This window comes from Nocardia sp. NBC_00565, from assembly GCF_036345915.1.
In the GTDB taxonomy this organism is placed as follows: domain Bacteria; phylum Actinomycetota; class Actinomycetes; order Mycobacteriales; family Mycobacteriaceae; genus Nocardia.
Genome location: NZ_CP107785.1, coordinates 9,392,652 through 9,413,423 on the forward strand (window position 1 = coordinate 9,392,652; position 20,772 = coordinate 9,413,423).

20 protein-coding genes are annotated in these 20,772 nt (G+C 65.3%); 17 read left to right on the forward strand and 3 right to left on the reverse strand.

Annotation, left to right across the window (positions count from 1 at the left end; all coding sequences use genetic code 11):
• Positions 1 to 32: 32 nt before the first annotated feature.
• From OG874_RS43135 to OG874_RS43155, 5 genes are all read left to right on the forward strand, one after another.
• Positions 33 to 950 (forward strand): amidohydrolase family protein, encoded by a 918-nt coding sequence (locus OG874_RS43135; RefSeq protein ID WP_330252777.1) that lies wholly within the window; start codon positions 33 to 35, stop codon positions 948 to 950.
• A gap of 7 nt (positions 951 to 957) precedes the next feature.
• Entirely contained in the window at positions 958 to 2,316 is a 1,359-nt protein-coding gene (locus OG874_RS43140; protein WP_330252778.1) for an MFS transporter, read from the forward strand.
• Positions 2,317 to 2,681: 365 nt separating this feature from the next.
• The gene (locus OG874_RS43145; protein ID WP_330252779.1) at positions 2,682 to 3,053 is read left to right on the forward strand and encodes a type II toxin-antitoxin system RelE/ParE family toxin; all 372 of its coding nucleotides are present in this window, start codon (positions 2,682 to 2,684) and stop codon (positions 3,051 to 3,053) included.
• Positions 3,050 to 3,379, forward strand: a complete 330-nt coding sequence (locus OG874_RS43150; protein ID WP_330252780.1) for a helix-turn-helix domain-containing protein — start codon at positions 3,050 to 3,052, stop codon at positions 3,377 to 3,379. Before OG874_RS43145 ends, OG874_RS43150 begins: the two co-directional genes overlap by 4 nt.
• A 74-nt stretch (positions 3,380 to 3,453) precedes the next feature.
• A complete protein-coding gene (locus tag OG874_RS43155; RefSeq protein ID WP_442943482.1) occupies positions 3,454 to 4,632 on the forward strand; it encodes an IS701 family transposase in 1,179 nt (392 codons plus the stop codon).
• Positions 4,633 to 5,698: 1,066 nt separating this feature from the next.
• Here the strand turns inward: OG874_RS43155 and OG874_RS43160 are convergent.
• Positions 5,699 to 6,667 carry an acyl-ACP desaturase gene (locus tag OG874_RS43160; RefSeq protein ID WP_330252781.1) on the reverse strand — a complete coding sequence of 323 codons (969 nt, stop codon included), beginning with the start codon at positions 6,665 to 6,667 and terminating at the stop codon, positions 5,699 to 5,701.
• Positions 6,668 to 6,862: 195 nt separating this feature from the next.
• Here OG874_RS43160 and OG874_RS43165 point away from each other — a divergent pair, with 195 nt between their 5' ends.
• From OG874_RS43165 to OG874_RS43200, 8 genes are all read left to right on the forward strand, one after another.
• On the forward strand, positions 6,863 to 7,957 hold the full coding sequence (locus tag OG874_RS43165) for a radical SAM protein (RefSeq protein ID WP_330252782.1): 1,095 nt from the start codon (positions 6,863 to 6,865) through the stop codon (positions 7,955 to 7,957).
• On the forward strand, positions 7,954 to 9,216 hold the full coding sequence (locus OG874_RS43170; protein WP_330252783.1) for an ATP-grasp domain-containing protein: 1,263 nt from the start codon (positions 7,954 to 7,956) through the stop codon (positions 9,214 to 9,216). The genes OG874_RS43165 and OG874_RS43170 overlap by 4 nt, the downstream gene beginning before the upstream one ends.
• A 26-nt stretch (positions 9,217 to 9,242) precedes the next feature.
• Positions 9,243 to 10,496, forward strand: a complete 1,254-nt coding sequence (locus OG874_RS43175) for an ATP-grasp domain-containing protein (RefSeq protein WP_330252784.1) — start codon at positions 9,243 to 9,245, stop codon at positions 10,494 to 10,496.
• Positions 10,487 to 11,275: an SDR family oxidoreductase gene (locus OG874_RS43180; protein WP_330252785.1), complete on the forward strand. Its 789-nt coding sequence runs from the start codon at positions 10,487 to 10,489 to the stop codon at positions 11,273 to 11,275. Before OG874_RS43175 ends, OG874_RS43180 begins: the two co-directional genes overlap by 10 nt.
• A complete protein-coding gene (locus OG874_RS43185; RefSeq protein ID WP_330252786.1) occupies positions 11,262 to 11,840 on the forward strand; it encodes a histidine phosphatase family protein in 579 nt (192 codons plus the stop codon). The genes OG874_RS43180 and OG874_RS43185 overlap by 14 nt, the downstream gene beginning before the upstream one ends.
• On the forward strand, positions 11,789 to 13,039 hold the full coding sequence (locus OG874_RS43190; RefSeq protein WP_330252787.1) for an MFS transporter: 1,251 nt from the start codon (positions 11,789 to 11,791) through the stop codon (positions 13,037 to 13,039). The genes OG874_RS43185 and OG874_RS43190 overlap by 52 nt, the downstream gene beginning before the upstream one ends.
• Positions 13,040 to 13,407: 368 nt before the next feature.
• Positions 13,408 to 14,868, forward strand: a complete 1,461-nt coding sequence (locus OG874_RS43195) for an amino acid permease (RefSeq protein WP_330252788.1) — start codon at positions 13,408 to 13,410, stop codon at positions 14,866 to 14,868.
• Positions 14,858 to 16,267, forward strand: coding sequence for an FAD-binding oxidoreductase (locus OG874_RS43200; RefSeq protein WP_330252789.1), 1,410 nt, complete (start codon positions 14,858 to 14,860; stop codon positions 16,265 to 16,267). Before OG874_RS43195 ends, OG874_RS43200 begins: the two co-directional genes overlap by 11 nt.
• Positions 16,268 to 16,301: 34 nt before the next feature.
• On the opposite strand, the gene mgrA is transcribed toward OG874_RS43200, so the two are convergent.
• Positions 16,302 to 17,345, reverse strand: coding sequence for an L-glyceraldehyde 3-phosphate reductase (mgrA, locus tag OG874_RS43205; RefSeq protein ID WP_330252790.1), 1,044 nt, complete (start codon positions 17,343 to 17,345; stop codon positions 16,302 to 16,304).
• A 217-nt stretch (positions 17,346 to 17,562) separates the two neighbouring features.
• On the opposite strand from mgrA, the gene OG874_RS43210 reads away from it, so the two are divergent.
• From OG874_RS43210 to OG874_RS43225, 4 genes are all read left to right on the forward strand, one after another.
• Complete coding sequence (locus tag OG874_RS43210; protein ID WP_330252791.1) at positions 17,563 to 17,865, forward strand: DUF1330 domain-containing protein; 303 nt, start codon at positions 17,563 to 17,565, stop codon at positions 17,863 to 17,865.
• Between the two features lies 1 nt (position 17,866).
• A complete protein-coding gene (locus OG874_RS43215; RefSeq protein WP_330252792.1) occupies positions 17,867 to 18,850 on the forward strand; it encodes an LLM class flavin-dependent oxidoreductase in 984 nt (327 codons plus the stop codon).
• A 144-nt stretch (positions 18,851 to 18,994) separates the two neighbouring features.
• Positions 18,995 to 20,290: a cytochrome P450 gene (locus OG874_RS43220; RefSeq protein WP_330252793.1), complete on the forward strand. Its 1,296-nt coding sequence runs from the start codon at positions 18,995 to 18,997 to the stop codon at positions 20,288 to 20,290.
• Positions 20,290 to 20,481 (forward strand): ferredoxin, encoded by a 192-nt coding sequence (locus tag OG874_RS43225; protein ID WP_330257662.1) that lies wholly within the window; start codon positions 20,290 to 20,292, stop codon positions 20,479 to 20,481. The genes OG874_RS43220 and OG874_RS43225 overlap by 1 nt, the downstream gene beginning before the upstream one ends.
• A 57-nt stretch (positions 20,482 to 20,538) precedes the next feature.
• Here the strand turns inward: OG874_RS43225 and OG874_RS43230 are convergent, their stop codons facing one another.
• Positions 20,539 to 20,718: a zinc-binding dehydrogenase gene (locus OG874_RS43230; protein ID WP_330252794.1), complete on the reverse strand. Its 180-nt coding sequence runs from the start codon at positions 20,716 to 20,718 to the stop codon at positions 20,539 to 20,541.
• Between the last annotated feature and the right edge of the window lie 54 nt (positions 20,719 to 20,772).

The window sequence follows — 20,772 nt, forward strand, 5'->3', positions numbered from 1 at the left end:
GCTCTTGAATCGAAACTCCCACAGGAGGTTTCATGAACGCACTCGCGTCCAAGACCCCCGGATGGTTGGACTGGTATCCGAACCCGTCCGTACCCGCCTTCGAATTACCGGCGAGGACCGTCGATACCCATTGCCACGTCTTCGGTCCCCAGGCTGAATTCCCCTTCGCCCCCGAACGGAAGTACACGCCATGTGACGCGAGCAAGGACCAGCTCTTCGCGCTGCACGACCACCTGGGGATCAGTCGCAGCGTGATCGTCCAGGCCACCTGCCACGGTGCGGACAACAGCGCGATGGTCGACGCCGTCGCATCGGCGGGCGGCCGGGCCCGGGGGATCGCCACGGTTCGTTCGGACATCAGCGACGCCGAATTGCGCAGGCTCGACGCGGCAGGTGTGCGCGGCGTGCGCTTCAACTTCCTCAAACGCCTGGTCGATACCTCGCCCGCGGATGAGTTGTCCGCCATCGCCGCGCGGATCGCGCCCATGGGCTGGCATATCGTCCTCTACTTCGAAAGTGCCGATCTGCCGGAGCTGGCCGACTTCTTCGGCGCCCTGCCCACCCCGCTGGTGGTGGACCACATGGGACGGCCGGACGTCACCGAACCGGTGGACGGCGCGCAGTTCGGCCGGTTCCTGCGATTCGTCGAACACCACGACGTATGGGTGAAAGTAACCTGCCCCGAACGCATCAGCGTCACCGGGCCCGCCGCGCTGGACGGCGAACAACACGCCTATACCGATGTCGTGCCCTTTGCCCGCCGGGTCGTCGAAGAGTTCCCGGACCGGGTGCTGTGGGGCACCGACTGGCCCCACCCCAACCTCACCGACCACATGCCCGACGACGGGCTGCTGGTCGACTTTCTGCCACACCTGGCGCTCACCACCGAACAGCAGCACAAGCTGCTCGTCGACAACCCGATGCGGCTCTACTGGCCCGGCGAAGATTAGGCGTTGCATGCACCACCCCAATGCGGTGAACCGGCTGGACCGGCTGCCGATCTCGCGGTTCCACAAGCTCACCCTGCTGGCCGTTTCCTTCGCCTACTTCTTCGAGTTCGCCGATATCAACAGCTTCGCGACCACCGCGCCCAAGCTCATCCGCCTGTGGGACATCACGATCAACCAGGTCGCCTATGTCACGTCGCTGTCGTTCGTCGGCATGTTCTTCGGTTCGGTGATCGCCAGCGCCATCGCCGACCGGTGGGGACGTAAGCGGGCACTGACCTGGACCACGGCGTTCTTCGGAGTCTTCTCCTTCGCCGCGGTCTTCTCCTGGGATATCGTCTCGCTCGGCGTATTTCGGATTCTCACCTCGGCGGGACTGTCCGCGATGACCGTGGTGGCGGTCATCTACGTCAACGAGATGTATCCGGCCGCCGTGCGCGGCAAATATCAGGCCTACGCCATCGTCATCGGCATCTGCGGCACACCGGCCACCAATCTCATTGCCAGCGCGGTCGTTCCGCTCACCGACTGGTCGTGGCGGCTGGTCTTCCTCTGGGGTTCGCTCGGGATCGTCTTCATATTCTTCGCGCGCCACCTCGCCGAGTCGCCGCGCTGGTACGAAAGCCGAGGCGACTACCGCGCGGCGAATGCGGTGCTCGACGATATCGAAGCCCGGGTCAGCGCCGAGATGGGGCCGCTGCCCGAACCCGCGCCCGCCGTCGAAGCGGTCGAAACCACCAAAGCGCCACTGCGCCTGCTGCTTCAGAAGAAATACCTGCTGCCGACATTGCTACTCACGGTGCTGTGGGTGACGCAGACCATCGGCTTCTTCGGTTACTCGAGCTGGGCGCCCACCCTGCTGGCCAAGGAAGGTTTCAGCGTCGAGAAGTCGGTCTTCTACGTGGCCCTCACGACGGTCGGCGCACCGCTCGGCTCCTACCTGGCCTCCCTGGTCACCGACCGGTTCGAGCGCAAATGGTGCCTGGTTGCCTTCGGCTCGGTCATCGCGCTGTGTGGCCTGTTCTACGGACTCACCTTCAACCCGATCCTGATCGTCGTCTTCGGCTTCCTCGTCAACCTGTTCGAGCGCGGATACACGGCCCTGGGCTATGCCTACTCACCCGAACTATTCGACACCCGCAGCCGCTCCCTCGGCACCGGCATCTCCTACGGCCTCGGCCGACTGTCGAACGCCGCGGGCCCCCTGATCGTCGCGGCCTTGTACAACCACACCGGCTACCAGAGCGTCTTCTATTTCATCGCCGGCACTTGGCTATTGGGCGCCATCGTCCTGGCCGTCTTCGGCCCGAAAACCCGCCAGACCCGGCACGCCGGGCAAAAGATCGGGCAACCCGCGGCAGCGGTCTGAACGAAAGAAGATCACTGCTGCCTTCACATGAAGGACAGCCTCCTCGGGGGTCAGCTGCTTCTTCGGTCCACCAGACGCCCGCCGCCGTGGTGGCTGTGAGCACGGTCCGCTTTGGTCGAGCCGTTCACGCAGCTCGGAGAAGTCTTGGAGCAGATCGGTCCGGTTCGAGTAAGTTCCCGCCATGTCCACTTCACGGAAACCCACAGGTCAACGACCTGCGGGTTTTCTATTGCCGGTGACCGGATCGAGTCGCAGGGTGAATGGTGCTTGTACCTGCGGATTTGTAGACGGCGGTTCGATTCCCAGCATGTCCATGACGCTGCATCGAACCCCCGACCGGCATAAGGATTAGTTATAATCGTTCGGTGCGATGGAGCATCCTGCTGCTTGAGCCAGTCAACGACTGGTTCCTCGACCTGGTGAAGAACGAGCCGATGATCGCCGACAAGATTGAGGAGGCGCTGGACGAACTGGCCGAGCGTGGACCGGAGCTGGGAAGACCGTTGGTCGACCGGATCCAGTCCAGCAAGGCGATGCACAACCTCAAAGAGCTTCGCCCTCGAACCCCGGCGGGTTCCGAGATCAGGATGCTGTTCGTCTTCGACCCAACGCGGGAGGCGATCGTCTTGGTCGCCGGGGACAAGTCCGGCCAGTGGAATCGTTGGTACCGAGATGCGATCCCCCTCGCCGAACAGCGCTATAAGGACTACCGAGCAACGAAGGAGGAGGAGTCATGAAGGGTGTGTCTTGGGAAGAGACCAAGCGTCGAGCTCGTGAAATCGACCCGACATGGGATTCCCCTGAGCGCGTCGCAGCGCGAGATGAGAGCCGTGAGCAGATGCGCGCGGAGCAGCGCGGGCACCAGCTCGCCGAACTGCGCAAGCAGTGCGGGGCGACGCAGGCCCAGGTCGCTGAGCTGATGGGGGTTTCTCAGGCCAGGGTGTCGCAGGTCGAACACGGCAAGATCACGTCCATGGATCTGGTTCGTGACTACATCGTCGCGCTCGGAGGAACCCTGGATGTTGTTGCTCACGTTGGTGATTGGAGCGTCAAAGTCGCCTAGCACGACAGTTGTATTTCGTTGTGCTGCAAGCGAGTTGGTTCTGGGGTAGTTTGGCGCGGGTGCTGGATGATGTTGTGGCCGAGGATGTTTCGGCTTGGCGAGTGGGTTTCGATGAGGTGTTCGCGCGGGTAGCGGGGGTGTTCTATCGGACTGAGCCGCGGCGGTGGGCGCGGGCGTATCTGACGGGGTTGTTGGCGCCGGTGGAGCGCAAGAACTCCTGGCAGTTGGCCGATGCCGCCGGCGTGGTGGAGCCGGACGGTTTGCAGCATTTCCTGAACAGGTCCAGGTGGAGTGCTGATGATCTGCGTGATCATGTGCGCTCGTATGTGGCCGAGTCATTGGCCTGCCCGGACGGTGTCCTGGTGCCGGATGAGACCGGGTTCGTCAAGAAGGGCACGAAGTCGGCCGGGGTTCAACGCCAGTATTCCGGCACCGCGGGCAGGGTGGAGAACAGTCAGTTGGGGGTGTTTTTGGCCTACTCCGGCCGCGCTGGGCGTGCATTGATCGACCGGGAGCTGTATATACCCGAATCATGGATCAGCGACCGAGACCGCTGTAGCGAAGCGGGAATACCCGAAAAGCGTTGCAGTGAAGGTGTTTTGACCAAGCCGCGACTGGCCGAGGCCATGATCGAGCGGACACTGAGGGCCGGGGTGGTCGCGGGGTGGGTGGCCGCTGACTCCGCCTACGGCCGTGACGGGAAGTTCCGGGCATTCCTGGAGGCTCGTCGGATGTCCTATGTCCTCGAGGTGCCGGTCAAACAGACCGTCACCGATATCGACGGGCGTCGTCGGGTCGACACTCTCATCGGCCGTGCTCCCGCCGAGGCATGGCACCGGGTTTCGTGCGGACCTGGGGTTCGAGGCGAGCGCGTCTACGACTTCGCGTGGGCCACCCTGCCCGGCTTCGGTGACCTCCCGGCCGGGTTCGTGCGCACCCTACTCGCCCGCCGATCGGTCGAGGACCCCGCCGATATTGCCTACTACCTGTGCTTTCACCCCGACACCGTGACTCGTGAGCAGATCGTCGCCGTCGCTGGAGCCCGGTGGGCGATCGAGGAATGCTTCCAAGCCGCCAAAGACCAATGCGGCCTCGACCACTACCAGGTACGCCGATGGGACCCCTGGTACCGCCACATCACCCTGGCCATGCTCGCCCACGCCTTCCTCGCAGTCACCGCCGCCACCGACCCAAAAGCCCACGCGGGCTGGGCCCGATCACAGTCGCCGAAATCCGCCGTCTCCTGGCGATAGTGCTCCACCCAGCCCGCACCCTCACCCACGCACTCGCCGCCTCCCGCTGGCGCCGACGCCACCAAACCCGCGTCCGACAAACCAGATACCATCGACAACGACTGTGACACAACGAAATACAACTGTCGTGCTAGTACTCCAGCCGGACTTCAGCTCCGGGTGATTTGGGTTGATCGTCGCTGGTAGTGGCTGGTGCGGGCGCGGTGTTGATGTCGGCGACGCCAGGTCGACCATGCCGTCGCAGGAGAGACGCGCGAAATCTTGACCACCTACGTTCACACCAAGTAGCGAACTGTCGCCCATCGATAGCGGAGCTGGCGACGGTCGAGTGGTACGGCGGCCATATCCGGCTAGGCGGTGCTCGAACAGGCCGGAGCTGTCGAATTGTGTTTTCGGAGTGAGGATTTCATCGCACAGTTGACGGTGGGCTGACCTCGCGGTTTCAACGTCGATGCCGCGATGTACTGGGATGCCGGTCACGGATCCAATGAGGATGCCTCGGACTTCATCACCTGGATCGGCAAGGTGACCGGGTACGCCAAGTAGTGCGCACATGCCCTACCGGATGCATGAATCATGCCGTCCGGCAGGGCATTCCAGTGCAGGTCAGTGCTGCACTGCGGATGCGCATGCGAGACGTTGCGCGCGGGCCTTCCCGGTCACCAGTCGTGCCGCGGCGGCCAAATGCTGGTCAGCAACGGCAGCCAGCTACCTGTTGGCGGCAGCCAGCTACCCGTTGGTGGCAGCAAGAAACCAAAAGACATCGGTGGAACCTCTCGATACTCGGCAATTCGCTCAACTGGGCGAAATGTCTGGGCGGGCATCGCCCAACCCGAAGGCCGGGACGCGGCGGCAGCGAAAATGCCCGACAACCGAGTCGAATTCCGAAGCAACGCAACGACACAACTCGGATCGGGCATTTCCACCAGCGCACACGCTAACCGCCTGCCCGGTGCGCGGCCAGATCCCGAGCGGAACTCATAAGTGATACATAGCTGGCTGCTAGGTTCCGCACATCGAACAGCAACTGTGCGCTGCGGGCGCCGCCGTGCCTGTTCGGTTCGATCTAGCAGACTGCTGTGGTGCCGGCTGTTTCGCGTCGCTTGGCTTCGCGGGCGAGCATGCGGTCGCGTTGTTCTTCGAATTTGAGTACGTCTTGGGCGAGTCTGTCGAGGAACAGGGCGAGTCGTTCGCGGACGGCTTCGCCGCGTGGGGTGAAGTCGGTGCGGTCGAAGATGTTCCATTTCTTGAGGACGGGTTGGATGACTTCTTCGAGGTGTTGGCGCAGGTCGTAGATGCCGTGTTTGGCCATGAGTACGCCGTTGCGGCGGAAGTTGGGCATGCCGGCGCCGGGCATCTGGAAGTTTTCCAGGATGAGGGTGATGGCTTCGATGGCCTGGTCGGGGGACAGGTCCAGGGCGGCGCTGCACATGTTGCGGTAGAAGATCATGTGCAGGTTTTCATCGGCGGCGACGCGTTGGAGCATGCGGTCGGCGGTGGGGTCGTCGCAGACGCGGCCGGTGTTGCGGTGGCTGACGCGGGTGGCGAGTTCTTGGAAGGTGACGTAGGCGACCGAGTGCAGGAATCCGGCGTCGGCCTCGGTCGGGGAGGCGAAGCCGTTGGTCATGTGGATCATGCGTGCTTGTTCGAGGGCGACCGGGTCCACGCTGCGGGTGACTACGAGGTAGTCGCGCATGACGATGCCGTGGCGGTTTTCCTCGGCGGTCCAGCGGCCGACCCAGGTGCCCCAGGCGCCGTCCTGGGAGAAGTTTTCGGCGATCTCGCGGTGGTAGGAGGGCAGGTTGTCTTCGGTGAGCAGGTTGGTGATCATGGCCGCTTTGGCGACTTCGTTGAGTCGGGACTGCTGCGGGTCCCAGTCCACGCCGCCGAGCGCGGCGAAGTTGCGGCCTTGGTCCCACGGGACGTAGTCGTGGGGATGCCATTCCTTTGCCAGGGAGAGGTGCCGGTTGACGTTTCCTTCGGCAACCGGCTCCAACTCCGTGAGCAGCTCGAGCTGAGTCAGATCCCTTGCCATACCTGTCCTTACGTCGTTTCGATCAATTCTGCCCGCAGAAGCCTAAGACCCCTTCCTATCCTGAACCTCTGCCGCAGCTGTGAATACGCTGTGCGCCGCCCTGTTCTCACCACCGGGAGCACGCGGCCGCGCTTGTACTGTGGCCCTTGCGGCGGCCTTGGAGCCGAAAGTCATTCCGGGAGAGGAGATGTCGTCATGGCCGACGTTCAGGAGGCGGACCCGTACCGCAAATTCCGGGTCGAGAACTTCCCGCAGACCGACCTGGCCGGATACCTCCCCACCGACGGTGTCGAAGTGAAATTCCTCGACGGATGCAATCGGTCGTGCATCTTCTGTGTGAACGAAGACCATATCGGGAAACGGTTGAATCCGTTGGACACCGGCCGTTTCACACAATCGCTGTTCGACTGGATCGATTCCCCCACCGAGCCGGAGAAACCGGAGGTGGTCTACGGGACCGGCGGTGAGCCGCTCATGGCGCTCGACCTCGTCGAGGACGTCTTTCGCCCGCTGGGCGAACGCGGCTTGACCACCAGGCTGGTCACCAACGGCACCCTGCTGGACGAGAAGCGGATCGCCCGACTGGTCGATATGAAACTGTCCGGGGTCAAGGTCACCTACAACACTGCCGACGCCGCACGGCTCGCCGCATTGATGAAGGGGTCGAAATCCGGTGACGCGGAACTGATCCTGCGCAACATCCGGCTGGCCAAGGCGGCCGGTCTGTGGGTCTTCGTGCGAATCGGATTGGGCAAGCACAACATCGACGAAGTGCCGACGATCTATCGCATCATGCGCGAGATCGGCGTCGATGTCGTACAGATCAAGCCGTGGATCCCATCCGGGCTGGCGGCGGTCAACCAGACCGAGCTCAGCCTGCGCCCCGCCCCGCTGTTCGATCGATTCACCGCAATCATGGAAGAGCTGTACGACGAGATCACCCAGCCGGGCGGCCCCGAGGTCACCGTCTCCTGCTATCCACCCGCCCGGAATCTGGGATTCACGGTCAAGGACTGCGCCAATATCGCCAAGATCTACTGTGAGCCGTGCGGCCACGCGCTGGTCTGCAATTTCTCGGACGAATACCTCGGCAGCTGGTTCCCAGAGGATGGCGGTCTACTTGCCTGCGTCCAACGACGGCGGGAGCTGTATCCGGAGATCATGGACTCCCACGGGGTCGCGTCGTGCCCGGCCCGGCTGAACTGGTCGTCCCCGAGCCGGGTTATCAGCCCCGCGCCCGAGTGGAAACCGGCACGTCTACTGCCGCTCGATATCGTCGGCGTCGATTGAACGCATTCGCCGAACCGGCTGTGCCGCACCGGTTTTTGCTGTTGTCGCGCAAGCCGCTCACCGAACGTCCGATACACGAGTGGCTCGCGGAGGTCGTGGCCAGCACGGTGCTGGTCACCACATCGGCGGCGGTGGCCGGCATCGGCGACGATATCCGAGACCGGTTCCTCGATTACCGGATCGTGCCGGACTATCAGTCGTGGTCCACGGAGTGGACGGCCGAACGCGCGGCGCGTGCGCACCGCGTCGATCGCATTGTCAGTTCGAGTGAAGACGATGTGCTGCGCTGTGCCCGGCTGCGCGGTCGGCTCGGGCTGCCGGGGCAGACGGTGGAATCCGCGTGCGCCTATCGCGACAAGCTCGCGATGAAGCAGGCCGCGGCGCGCGCCGGCGTGAACGTGCCACGGCTGCGGGCGATCGACCGGCCCACCGACCTGATCGAGTTCGTTGCCGAGACGGGACTCCCGGCAGTCGTCAAGCCGCGGCGCGGTTCGGCATCCATCGGGGTGCGCCTGCTGCGCACCGAGGCAGCTGTCACGGCATATTTGGCGTCGGGCGAATTGCCTGCGGCGCCACAGCGTTCGGGTCGCTGGATCGCCGAGGAATACATCGACGGCCCGTTCTTCCACGTGGATGGGATCATGTCCGGCGCAAAGGTGTTGCATTGCTGGCCCAGCCAGTACAACAGCGGCAATGCCGAAGCGGCACAAGCGGAGTCGGAGCTGTCGAGCGTCCTGCTCGCCCCCGAGGACCCGCGAACGGAGGTGCTGCGGCGCTTCGCCGCCGATGTCGTGCAGGCGCTGCCCTCCCCGCCCTTCCCGACGAGCTTTCACCTGGAGGCGTGGCTACCCGAGCCCGATAGGGCGGTGCTGTGCGAAGTCGCCGCCAGGACCGGCGGCGGCCCGATCGCCCGCACATATCAGGACGCGTTCGGTGTGCATCTGTCCCGCGAGAGCATGCGCGGCCAGTGCGGCCTCGACCTTGCCCTGACGCGACAACCAGCGGCACCGCGACGCGCCGGCGGCTGGATTCTCTTTCCACCCGGCCGGGGCCGATTCGCACCACCTTCCGGCCCGTGCCCGGTCTCCGGCACGGAGCTGGAATTGCATATGGCCCCAGGCATTTTCGCCGATGGGCCCGAGTACGCCGCACACTCGGTGGCGGCGGTTACCATCCATGCGGATACCGCCGAGCAGGTACGGCAGCGTATCCGGGACGCGACCCTATGGTGGGCGCAGACGTGCCGGTGGCTGGCTTGAGCGGGAACCGGCACGGTGGCAGCAGGGTGGCGGTGCTGTCGAAGAAGCCGCTGCGCACTCACCGCTATGACCGCTGGCTCTCCGAATTCGGTGCGGAGGCGGTGCTTTTCGCCGAAGATGCGCCCGAAAGCCGCGCCTTCGCCGGGACACACCACGGGTATCCCGATGCGCCCAGATTCTTTCCCGACTGGAAGCGAAACCGGGCCGTCGACGCCGCGGTGATCGCGGAGTACGCCGTTCGCTCCTTCGACCGGATCGTGGCGCTGAGCGAATGCGATCTGGTTCGGGCCGCCGAGCTGCGTGAGCACTTGGGCCTTCCCGGTCAGAGCCTGGCTTCGGCGACCGCCTTCCGGAACAAGTTCATCATGAAATCGCTTGCGGCCCAGGCAGGTCTGCTAGTTCCGGAGCACCGGCTCGTCGAATCGATAGCCGATCTGACGGATTTCGCCGACGCGCACCCCGGCGCGGTGGTGGTCAAGCCACTGGACGGGTCGGGCGCGGTGGACGTCACTGTGCTCGGCGACCGGGCCGCGATCGAGTCCTGGGCACACGCCCGCGCGGTAACGGGCGACGATCCGGCCGACTATCTCGTCGAGGAATGGGTGCAGGCCCCCATGCTCTCACTGGACGGTTTGATGCGTGCCGGGCAAGTCCAGGCCGTGATGGTCGGCGCCTACACCCGAACCTGTCTGCGGTCACTGATCGACTTGCGCCCGCACGGCATCCTGTTGCTCGACCACGACGACCCGCGAGTGGCCTCGGCCCGCGCATACCTCGCCCGGTTGCTGCGTGCGCTGCCGACCGCCGAGGAGACGATGAGCTTCCACTGTGAACTCTTCGATCACCCCGCGCACGGCCCGATGCTCTGCGAGATCGCCTGCCGCACCGGGGGCGGGAACCTGAACCCGATCGCCCGCGGCGCACTCGGCATCGACTTGGAGCAGGCTGCCTGCCTCGGCCAAGCGGGCTTCCCCGTCCCGATCCCGCAGCCGGCGCCGGGCCGTTGCTACGGCGACATCGTGGTTCCTCGCTCGCCCCGGCGGCTCGCCCCCGGCCTGGTCTGCGATCTCCCCGGCGTACTGCATTTCGCGGCACACGACGACCAGACCGGCGACCGGCCACAGCGTGCCGCCAAGGTGTCAGACTATGTGGTCGACGCGCTGCTGGCGGGCGACGATCACGCCGGAGTGCGCCGCGTCTACGACTCCGTCGTCGCGTGGCTGGATCAGCACCTGCCACCCGAATCCCCGAAGGGAGGTGCCGACTCACGGTGGATCTAGGACTGGCTGGCCGCGCCTACTACGTGACCGGCGGTAGCCGCGGCATCGGACGAGCGATCGTCGCGCTGCTGCTCACCGAGGGCGCTTCGGTCGCCACCTGTGCTCGGCACGCCGCCGCATTGCGCGAGATGACCGCTACCGTGCCATCGGAGCACGGCACCCGACTGCTGACCCACGTCGCCGACGTTCGGGATGCGGCGGCTCTCGACCGGGCCGTCGGCGCCGCGGCGGACCGGTTCGGACGACTCGACGGCGTAGTGGCCAATGCGGGCGCCGGTGTGTCCGGCGGCGTGCTGACCACGCCGGATCCGGAGTGGGACAACCAGTTTCGGGTGAAGGTGGGATCGGTACTGAACCTGGTCACGCCCGCACTCCCGGCGCTACGCCGCTCTGATGCCGGGCGGGTTGTGGTGGTCAACGGCGTCACCGCGCACCAGCCGGAGGCGAGTATGGCCGCCGTCAGCGCGGCGCGTGCGGCCGTCGCCAACCTGGCCCGGTCGCTCGCCGTCGAGCTGGCGCCGTCCGGCGTGCTCGTCAACACGATCAGCCTCGGTGCGATCGCGACCGAGCGCCAGCGTGCCCGATACGCCGCCGCCGATTCCGGCGAGTCCTTCGCCGACTGGTCCGCGGCCGAGGCGAACCGCCGCGGCGTGCTGCTGGGCCGTTTCGGATCACCACAGGAGGTGGCTCCCATTGCGGCGCTGTTGCTTTCGCCGCTGTGCTCCTACGTGACCGGCAGTTCCATCGACGTGTCCGGAGGTTCGGGTGGCCGCACCTGACTGGGAGATCGTCATCGTGCGCCACGGTGCCACCGAATGGTCACGCACGGCACGATTCACCGGTCACATCGATATCCCGCTCTCGGCGCGCGGGCGTGGCCAGGCGACCGAACTCGGCCTGGCATTGCGGGTGCGACCGCCGGAGATCATCCTCAGCAGTGACCTGCGCCGGGCCCGGCAGACCGCCGAGACCATCGCCCGCGTCGTCGGGATCGACCCGAAGCAGGTGCGGATCAGCACTGGTCTGCGGGAGGAGTTCCTCGGCTGCTGGCAGGGACGCACCCGGGCCGAGGTCGCCCGCACCAGCCCGGACGGCTATGCCCGCTGGCGAACCGGCGATATCGGCGCGTTCGACGGGCGAGAAGGACTGATCGCGGTGGCGCGGCGGGCCGTTCCCGTATTGCTCGCCCACGTCGCGGAGCGGCCCAGGTCCACCGGTCGACTGGTGGTGGTCACCCACGCCAATACGGCACTGGCACTGGCGGGTTCGCTCACCGAGATACCGCCCGGACGGTGGACGAGCCTGCCGTGTCCGGCCCCGGCGCAGGCCATGGTGCTGTGCTGAACAGTCCCGAAACCCGGTGGCTCGCGTGCGCGATCCTGATCACGGCGATGGGCAACGGGCTCTATCTCGCCGGAGCTGTCCTGTTCCTGACTCGTTCGGTCGGGTTGACCGCGACGGAGGTGGGGGCCGGACTGACCATCGCGGGCCTGCTCGGGCTCGGCGCGGGGCCCGTAGCGGGACACCTCGCCGACCGTATCGGCGCGCGCGAGGTGTACCTGATCACGCTGACCGCCGAAGGTCTGGCCACCGGTGCTCTCGCCCTAGTCCACGGTTTCACCGCATTCGTCGTGATCGCGGTGGCGGTCGGGATCGCCGAGCAGGGCAGCAGGGCCGCGCGCGGCGCGCTGATCGCCCGAGTCGGCGGTCGGCGCCGAGCTCATCTTCGCGGATACTTGCGGTCGGTGACCAATATCGGGGTTGCGGTGGGCGTCGGCGGTGCGGGACTGGCCATCCTGCACGACACCCATGCGGCGTATCTGATCCTGATACTCGCCGATGCGGCCAGCTTCCTGCTCACCGCGCTGCTCATCGCGCGCATTCCCCGGCAGCCACCGCTCCCGAAACCCGCCGACGACAACGCCGGCCGGTTGGATCTGCCCTACCTCGGGGTTACCGCGGTGTACGGCGTGTTGTCGCTGCACTATGCGGTGCTCACCGTGGTTCTTCCACTCTGGATCGTTACGCACACCTCCGCGCCCGCCTGGCTGGTTTCGCCCCTATTGCTGACCAACACCCTGCTGGTCGTCTTTCTGCAGGTCCGCGCGGGCCGACGCGTCGACTCGATAGCCGACGGCGCCGCGATCACTCGCCGCGCCGCCATTCTGCTCGCGTCCGGCTGCCTGCTGTTCACCATGACCGCCGCAGCGCCACCACTGCTCGCCGGTCTGCTCCTGACACTTACCGTCGTCGTGTACACGATGGGCGAAATCGGCCAAGCCGCCGGTGAATTCGAGTTGAGCTTCGCGCTGGCGCCCGATCACGCGCAAGGTCGCTATCAGGGGATCTTCGGCATGGGCACCGGGATCTGCGTCGCCGCGGCACCGGCGCTACTCAGCCTGCTCTGCATCGACTGGGGCCGCGTCGGCTGGATCCTGTTCGGCGCGATCCTGCTGGCGGCAGGGCTTGCCGTCGAGCCGATGGCACGCTGGGCGCAGTCGCCCGCTCGATCACCGGCCCCACCCGGTCCGAATGTTCGGTAGTGCCGCGGTCGGCTCATCCGCGCCTGGTGACGATCGCTCCCGGGCTAGGTGAGCGCGGTGATCCGGAGACTGCTGGCCGAGCCGACGACGCTTTGGGCGACATCGCTATGTTCACCCCATCGGGCGGAGCAGGCTCAGCCTGACGGATGTGAGTGATTGGCTGCCCGGTGCGGTGGCTGTGCCAGATGCTCGGCCCGCGTCGAGAAACACGTTGTCTTGCGATGTCAGTTGCCGTGAACTTGCCGGGGTCCACTGCTCGAAGAAGCCTGTGTGAACGGAGACGTCCGAATCTGCACCCCTATTGATCGTGCCAATATTCGACGGTACATTGATTGGCGATATATTCCCGTCACCGCAGGAGACCACCGATGGCGACAGTTCGTCCCAATCCTGAGGTGTCGGCCCCCGCGGACGCGTTGCACGCCGAGGATGCGGGCTATCACAAGGCGTTGCGCCCGCGTCAGCTGCAGATGATCGCGATCGGCGGCGCGATCGGCACCGGCCTGTTCCTCGGCGCGGGTGGTCGGCTGGCCAGTGCCGGTCCGGGTCTGTTCCTGGTGTACGCCGTGTGTGGCATTTTCGTGTTCTTCATCCTGCGGGCGCTGGGCGAGCTGGTGTTGCATCGTCCGTCCTCCGGATCGTTCGTGTCCTATGCGCGTGAGTTCTATGGTGAGAAGCTGGCTTTCACGATCGGGTGGATGTACTTCTTCCACTGGTGCATGAGCGGGATCGTGGACATCACCGCCATCGCCACCTACGTCCACTACTGGGGAACATTTCACGTAGTTCCCCAGTGGTTCATCGCGCTCATTGCCTTGGCGCTCGTTGTCTCGATCAACTTGGTGTCGGTGCGCTGGTTCGGTGAGCTCGAGTTCTGGGCGGCGTTGATCAAGGTCGTCGCGCTGGTCACCTTCCTGATCATCGGAACCGTCTTCCTCACCGGCCGATTCACCCTCCAAGGTCAGTCCACTGGATTCAGCGTGCTCACCGACCACGGCGGGTTGTTCCCGACCGGTTTGCTGCCGCTGGTCATCGTCACCACGGGCGTCGTATTCGCCTACTCCGGAGTGGAATTGGTCGGTACGGCGGCGGGCGAGGCGGAGAATCCGGAGAAGATCATGCCGCGGGCTATCAACTCGGTGATCGCTCGTATCGCCCTGTTCTACGTCGGCTCGCTGGTGCTGCTCGGACTGCTGCTGCCCTACACGGCCTTCAAATCCGGTGAGAGCCCTTTCGTCACCTTCTTCTCGAAACTCGGTGTGGGCGGCGCAGACTCGATCATGAACCTGGTTGTCATGACGGCGGCTTTCTCCAGTCTGAACGCGGGCCTGTACTCGACCGGCCGGATCCTGCGATCGATGTCGATGAACGGCAGCGCGCCCAAGGCGGCCGCGCGGATGTCGAGCGGCGGCGTGCCCTACGTCGGTATCCTCGCCACCGGTGCCATCGCGCTGAGCGGCGTCGGATTGAACGCCGTGGTACCCGAGCGTGCCTACGAGATCGTGCTCAACATGTCCGCGCTGGGCACGATCACCTCCTGGACCGCGATCATCCTGTGCCAGCTGAAACTGTGGCATTGGTGGCGCAAGGGTTTGGCCGAGCGTCCGTCGTTCCGGTTGATCGGTGCGCCGTATACGAGTATCGCGACGCTGGTGTTCCTAGCCGGGGTGGTCACGTTGATGGCGTCCAGCGACGACAGCGTGCAGCGTGGCGCGGTGATCGCGGCGGGAGTGATCATGGTGCCGGCATTGGTCGGCGGATGGTTCCTGACCCGCAAACGAGTGTTCGCCATTGTGCGGGAACGCGAGGTCGGCCGCGATGCCCGATAGTACCGCGCACGTCGAAAGGATGCGTCCCGAGGCGACGGCACGTCTTGTCCGCGAGCTGTCCGATATTGTCGGAAAGGCGCACGTCTTCACCGATCCCGAGATGACCGCTCGCTATGTCACCGACTGGACCGGTCGCTGGCACGGTGGCACCACCGCGGTGGTGCGTCCTGGTTGCACCGACGAAGTAGCCCGGGTCATGCGACTGTGCCATGCGTCCCGGATCGGGGTCGTCACGCAAGGCGGCAATACCGGACTGGTCGGTGGTTCCATCCCGATGCACGGCGAGATCGTCTTGAGCTCGGAACGTCTCGACGCGATCGAGGCGGTCGATCCGATCGCCCGCACACTCGCGGCCGGGGCGGGCACCACCGTCGCCGCGGCGCATACGGCCGCACAACGGGCGGGCCTGACTTTCGGTATCGATCTCGCCTCCCGGGACTCGGCCACGCTGGGCGGAATCGTGGCAACGAATGCCGGCGGCGTTCGCGTGATCAAGTACGGCGACACCCGAGCCCAGTTGCTCGGCATCGAGGCCGTGCTGTCGGACGGCAGTGTGCTCACCCGGTGGAAGAACTTCACCAAAGACAATGTGGGCTACCACCTGCCGGGACTGCTCGCGGGATCGGAGGGCACGCTGGCGGTCGTCACCAGGGTCCTGATGAAGCTGCACGTACCGCCGACGCACACCGAGGTGGTGCTGGCCGGGGTCGAAACCGTCGAATCGGCACTGGCATTGACGGATGCGTTCCGACGGGCCGGGCTCACCATCGAAGCCGCGGAGCTCATGACGGACGACGGGATGACGCTGGTCCTGCAGCACCGAAACCTCCGCCATCCCCTCGGTGAGAGCGCGCCGTACTATCTGCTCGTCGAGGCATCCGGATCGCCGGAGGTCGCCACGGTGCTGCTCGAAACACTCGAACAGGCAGGCGATCTCGTCGTCGACGCGACGCTCGGGCGCGGTCGGCGGCTCTGGGAGTTCCGGGAAAGCCACACCGAATCCGTCAACGCCGCCTCCGCGACCCCTCCGGTGAAACTGGATGTCACGACGCCGCTCGCGGAGTTGGAGTCCTTCATAGGTGTGCTCCGCCGTGAGATCGACTCGGTATTTCCGTCCGTCCGGCTGATCGTGTTCGGCCATATCGCCGACGGCAATGTCCATGTAAATCTGTTGGATGTGGCTCCCGAAGCCGCCCAGCGGATTACCGAGTTGGTATTCGAGTTGGTCGCGGCCCACGACGGAAGTATCAGCGCCGAGCACGGAGTCGGCCGTTCGAAAGCCCCATGGATCCATCTCGGCAGATCCTCGGTCGATATCGACCTGATGAAAGCGATTCGGCACGGCATGGACCCCGCGCTCATCCTCAACCCCCATATTCTGCCGGCGCAACACCGATAACCGTGGCGTTGGGGGATAAGCGAAAAGTGCCGTTTCAGAGGGTGCCTCGGCGCGCCGACTGCCACAGATCGACTGCGCCGTCGTTATCGAGGATGGTGTCGATATCGGCGAGTTCGTCGGCGTCGAAATCGAGCTTGTCCAGCGCCGCGACATTCTGATCGAGTTGGTCGGTGGTGGACGCGCCGATCACCAGCGAGGTCACGCGGTCGTCGCGCAGCGCCCAGGACAGGGCCAGTTGTGCCAGCGTTTGTCCGCGCTGATCCGCGATCGTGTTCAGCTTGCGTAACCGCTCGATCATATCGGGGGTGAGCAATTCGGTTTGGAACGACTTGCCTTGTGTGGCACGTGAATTCGCCGGAATGCCGTCGAGGTACTTCGAGGTGAGCAGGCCCTGTGCGAGCGCGGTGAACCCGATGACGCCGAACCCTGCTTCGGCGGCGGCGTCGAGCAGTCCTTCGGTCTCGATCCAGCGGTTGAGCATCGAGTAGGACGGCTGGTGGATGAGCAGCGGTGTGCCGAGCTCACGCAAGATCCTCGCCATCGCGACGGAATCCTGCGCGGTGTACGACGAAATCCCCACGTAGAGCGCTTTCCCTTGGCGGACAGCGGTATTCAGTGCCGCCGCGGTTTCCTCGAGCGGGGTCGTCGGGTCGAACCGGTGCGAATAGAAGATGTCGACGTAGTCGAGCCCGAGCCGGGTCAGCGACTGATCGAGGGAGGCGAGCAGGTATTTGCGCGACCCGCCGCCCTGCCCGTACGGCCCGGGCCACATATCCCATCCCGCTTTGGTGGAGATGACGAGTTCGTCGCGGTACGGCGCGAGATCCGCACTCAGGATTCGTCCGGCGGTGATCTCGGCCGATCCGTACGGCGGGCCGTAGTTGTTGGCCAGGTCGAAATGGGTGATGCCGAGGTCGAAGGCGCGCAGGGCGATCTCGCGCTGGACGAGGTAGGGACGATCGTCGCCGAAGTTGTGCCAGAAGCCGAGCGAGAGCAGCGGTAGATCCAGGCCGGACCGGCCCGAACGGCGATAGCGCATGGCGCTGTCGTACCTGGTGGGCTCGGGAACGTATGTCATTCGGACCTTCCTCGTCACCTGTGCGGACAGTCCCATAGTGCCGCAACGATGATCGGCGTCGGTTGTGTGATCCGGGCATTCCTGTTGCTCTGGGTCGCATCCCGCTCTAGTCTCATATACCGACCGGTCGAAATATCTTTGAGCTATGCATCGAAGTGGAGCCCGGCGCACGCGACGGTGCTGCTGCCGTCCAGCTGGCCAGTTCAAAGGAGAACCCATGTCCAAGGGATACGTCATCGTGACCGAATCCATCAATGACCCGGCCGGGCTGGAAGCCTATATGCGAGCGGCCGCACCATCGATGATCGCCAGCGGCGCGAAGGTTCTGGTAGTGGACCCGAAACCTGCTGTGCTGGAAGGTGATTGGCACGGCGACCGAACAATTGTGCTGGAGTTCGAATCCGTCGAAGCGGCCCGCGCCTGGTATGACTCGGCCGAATATCAGCAGGTGATGCCGCTGCGGCACGCCGCGGCCGACGCCAATGTGGTGATCGTCGCCGGCTTCGAGATGCCGTCCTGAAATGGCGGGCGATTTAACCGATCTCGAGCTGTCCTGCGGGCTCCCGCCGGGCCCGGACTTCGCCGACCTGGTCGTACTCGCCGAGGAACTCGGCTATTCCAGGGCCTGGATCTTCGACTCGGCGCCACTGTGGGAAGACCCCTTCGTTCATCTCGCCCTCGCCGCGGTACGGACGACTCGCATAGGTCTGGGCTCCGCGGTCTTCGTTCCCGACCAACGATCGCCGATGGCCATGGCGAGCGGGATCGCCACCATCGCCCGCATCTCCCGAGGGCGATTCCGGGCCTGCTTCGGCACCGGCTTCACTGCCCAGTTGGCGGTGGGGCAGCGTCCCATGACCTTGCGCGCACTCGGCGATTATGTTGCGGCCCTGCGGCTCCTACTGTCCGGCGAAACCGCGGTCGTCGACGGTGCGCCGACCCGAATGTTGCACGCGGACGGTTTGGCCGCGCCGCGGCCGATCGACGTGCCGCTGTGGCTCAGTGTCATGGGCCCCAAGGGAGCCGTGCTCGCCGCCGAAGTCGCCGACGGGATCATCGGACCTGTGCACCCAGAACTGCCGTCCGCGGAGCTGTTCTCCGGCACCGTCCTCGACCCCGGCGAAGACTCCGGGTCGGACCGGGTTCGTGAGGCCATCGGACCGCGGCGGGTCACGGATTGGCACGCCACCTACGCCATGGGCGGTGCCGCTGCGGTCGATGCCATGCCCGGTGGCCGAGTCTGGCGCGAGGCCATCGAGGCGCTTGCCCCGGCCGGTGAACGCCACCTGTTGACCTTCGAAGGTCACTTCACCCATTTGACCGACCGTGATCGCCTGCTGCTCGACCATATGGATACCCACACCATGGTCGGTGACGAAAAGCGTATTGCCGCAGAACTCTCCCAGCTCGCTGAAATGGGCTTCCGTGAGGCGATCTACACCCCGACCGGCCCCGACATCGCTCGTGAGCTGCGTACTTTCCGGGCGGCGCATGAACGCCGTTGAAGTGGTGGATCTTCGCTGACTCTGGACAGATAGGCGGGGCGGGCATCGGTCGTCCTCCGGTTGACCGCATGCCAAGGGCGTGAAAATATCATTCTCGTATACTGAGAGTCAAATTTTCAAGCGAGCCGCCGAAGGGGACCGCGCGTGGTGAACAACTTCCAGAACGTCGACTTTTTTCTGAGTGACGAGCTCGTCGTCGATCCATACCCGTACTTCGACGCGTTGCGGGCGCAATGCCCGGTGTTGCGCGAGGAGCACCACGACGTCGTCATGGTGACCGGGTACGACGAGGCGCTCGAGGTGTACAACGACCCGGAGACATTTTCCTCGTGCCTCTCGGTCAGCGGTCCGTTCCCCGGGTTCCCGGTCCCGCTCGAGGGTGACGATGTCAGCGGGCTGATCGAACAGCACCGCGACTCGCTGCCGCTGAGCGATCAACTGCCGACGCTCGACCCGCCGACGCACACCGATCACCGTGCGCTGCTGATGCGGTTGATCACCCCGAAGCGCCTCAAGGAGAACGAGGACGCCATGTGGACGATCGCCGATCGGGTGCTGGACGGTTATCTCGCGTCCGGCGAGGGCGATGTGGTCGGCGAATTCGCCGGGCCGTTCACCTTGTACGTCATCGCCGACCTGCTCGGGGTGCCAGCGGCCGACCAGGAGGAGTTCCTCGACGCACTCCAGCGCAACCCGCATAGTGCGGGCGCTGGGGTCGGCAGCACCGAGGGGGAGGCCATCGCGCACAATCCGCTCGAATTCCTGTACGGGAAGTTCTCCACCTACATCGAGGACCGCCGCCGCGAACCGCGCGGTGATGTGCTCACCAGTATGGCCGCGGCCACCTTCCCCGATGGCTCGCAGCCCTCGGTTCTCGACGTCGTCCGGGTCGCGGCCAATCTTTTCTCCGCAGGCCAGGAGACCACGGTCCGGCTCCTCGGCACCGCGCTCAAGATCATCGCCGAGCGCCCCGATATTCAGCAGTTGCTGCGCGCCGAACCCAACCGTATCCCCAATTTCATCGAGGAGGTGCTGCGCACCGAAAGCCCGGTGAAGGGCGACTTCCGGCTCTCGCGGGTGCCGACCACCGTGGGCGAGGTCGACCTCCCGGCCGGTAGCACGGTCATGGTCGTCAATGGAGCGGCCAATCGGGATCCGCGCCGTTTCGAGGATCCGGCGACCTTCGATCCCGCGCGTTCGAACGCTCGCTCGCATATCGCCTTCGGCCGCGGCATCCACACCTGCCCCGGTGCACCGCTGGCGCGCGCCGAGGCGCGGGTCGCTATCGAGCGGTTGTTCGGCCGCACCACCGATATCCGGATCAGTGAGCGTGTGCACGGGCCGGCGGATGCCAGGAGTTACCAGTACATGCCGACCTTCATCCTGCGCGGGCTGATGGAGTTGCACCTGGAGTTCACCCTCGCGCCGAGCGAGGCATGATGAAAGTTACGGTCGATTCGGATCGCTGCCGAGGCCACGGGATCTGTCTGACCCTCTGCTCCGAGGTGTTCGCGCTGACCGACGACGGCTACGCCGAGGTGCAGGTGCCGGAGGTGCTCGCGGAGTTCGAGGCGCCGGTGCGCGATGCTGCCGCTGCCTGCCCTGAACGTGCGATCGAAGTGACCGGCTGACCAAGCAGAGCGACGCCGGGAGCAGCGTTCCGCCGCTCCCGGCGCCGAAACGTCTTGTCAGCTGGTCACATTGCTCCCGGATGCGGCGTCGATCACGACGTCGGCCATCCGGCCGTCGGTCAGGTCCCATACCCGCTCGATCGGGTCCTCGCTCTCGACCACGATGGCGTGGTCGGCGCCGACCCGTAATGCGCAATCCAGGCGGAACCGGTCCTTCGCGGTCCCGGTGACGACCAACGGGCCTTTCCGCTGCGATGCGGCGCCGTACGTGTACAAGTGCGATTACGGCAA